Raw genomic sequence first — 1,239 nt, 5'->3', positions numbered from 1 at the left:
ATTTAAGGTAATATTTAATTGAGCCATAATAATCTTCCTTTCAATGTTTGTCTGTCAACTACATTGTACCAAAGAGATTATTATGGTTTTTTACTTTTACACAATTATATGGGCTTTATCCATTAGATTATTCTTTAGGTCTAGCGGACGCTTTCGTTGAAGCTTATGAAGCTAAAGGAGGAACTGTTGTTGCAACTGAAGCTTATACTTCAGGTGATACAGACTTTTCATCACTGTCTACAGCAGTTTTAGGACATGAATTCGATGCCATTTATGTACCTGGTTACTATACAGAAACAGGCTTATTAGTCAAAGCACTCCGTGAAGTTGGCGTAACAGCACCAGTGGTTGGAGCAGATGGATTTGCGAGTGATACATTCGTAGAATTAGCTGGACCTGAAAACACAAATGACGTTCACTATACAACTCACTATGACACATCTTTAGAAAACGAAAAATCTAATAACTTTGTCGCAGACTATGAAGAAAAATTTGGTAAAGCCCCAGATACATTCGCTGCTTTAGGTTATGATGCGATTGCTTTCTTAGTTGATGGTATCGAAAGAGCTGGATCAACAGAGGCTGACGCAGTTAACCAAGCTTTAGCTGAAACTGTCGACTTCGAAGGAGTGACTGGTACATTCTCAATTAATGAAGAACATAACCCAGTCAAACCAGCCGTTATGGTTACTCTAGAAAATGGTGAAATTGTTAATGCTCAAGAAGTAAATGTGGAATAAATAGAAAAAAACGAGAAAGTACAGTTCATATTTGACTGTGCTTACTCGTTATTTTTGTAATAGCTCAGTTAATGCGCATTCGCTTAAAATACGAATGCGCGTTTCTGGCTAAACTAGAACTCGTTTAAAATAGGAATGCGCGTTTCCAGCTAAACTAGTATTCGTTTAAAATAGGAATGCGCGTTTCTGGTTAATCAAGTATTCGTTTAAAATACCAATGCGTGTTTTAGATTTTATGCTGGTCCTATGGACGTGGACAACCAGAGACACGCTCAATTTATTCATGAACTAAACTTATTTCTACCAAAAAGATAGTCAAGTAGTGTATTTCAGAATAAATATAAACTACGCTCCATTAATTGTTATTTTTTATAGGATGAATTGTAAAATTAAGTGCGACAAATAAAGAAACCCATAACAGGTTCGTGTAAAATGTTAGTAATGACAAAAACATAAACACGGAGGTCTGTTATGAGCTACACACATCTTACCATAGAGG

At 35.9% G+C, this 1,239-nt stretch carries 1 protein-coding gene; it reads left to right on the top strand.

Features of this window, described 5'->3' with window-relative positions:
- Nucleotides 1–47 precede the first annotated feature (47 nt).
- On the top strand, nucleotides 48–740 hold the full coding sequence (locus ACEN3Z_RS11855; RefSeq protein WP_407090980.1) for an ABC transporter substrate-binding protein: 693 nt from the start codon (nucleotides 48–50) through the stop codon (nucleotides 738–740).
- Nucleotides 741–1,239: the final 499 nt, after the last annotated feature.

This window comes from Ruoffia sp. FAM 26254, from assembly GCF_045528545.1.
Taxonomy (GTDB): domain Bacteria; phylum Bacillota; class Bacilli; order Lactobacillales; family Aerococcaceae; genus Ruoffia; species Ruoffia halotolerans.
Note: the sequence above shows the minus strand (reverse complement) of the source record. Positions and strands in the feature narration are given on the sequence as shown.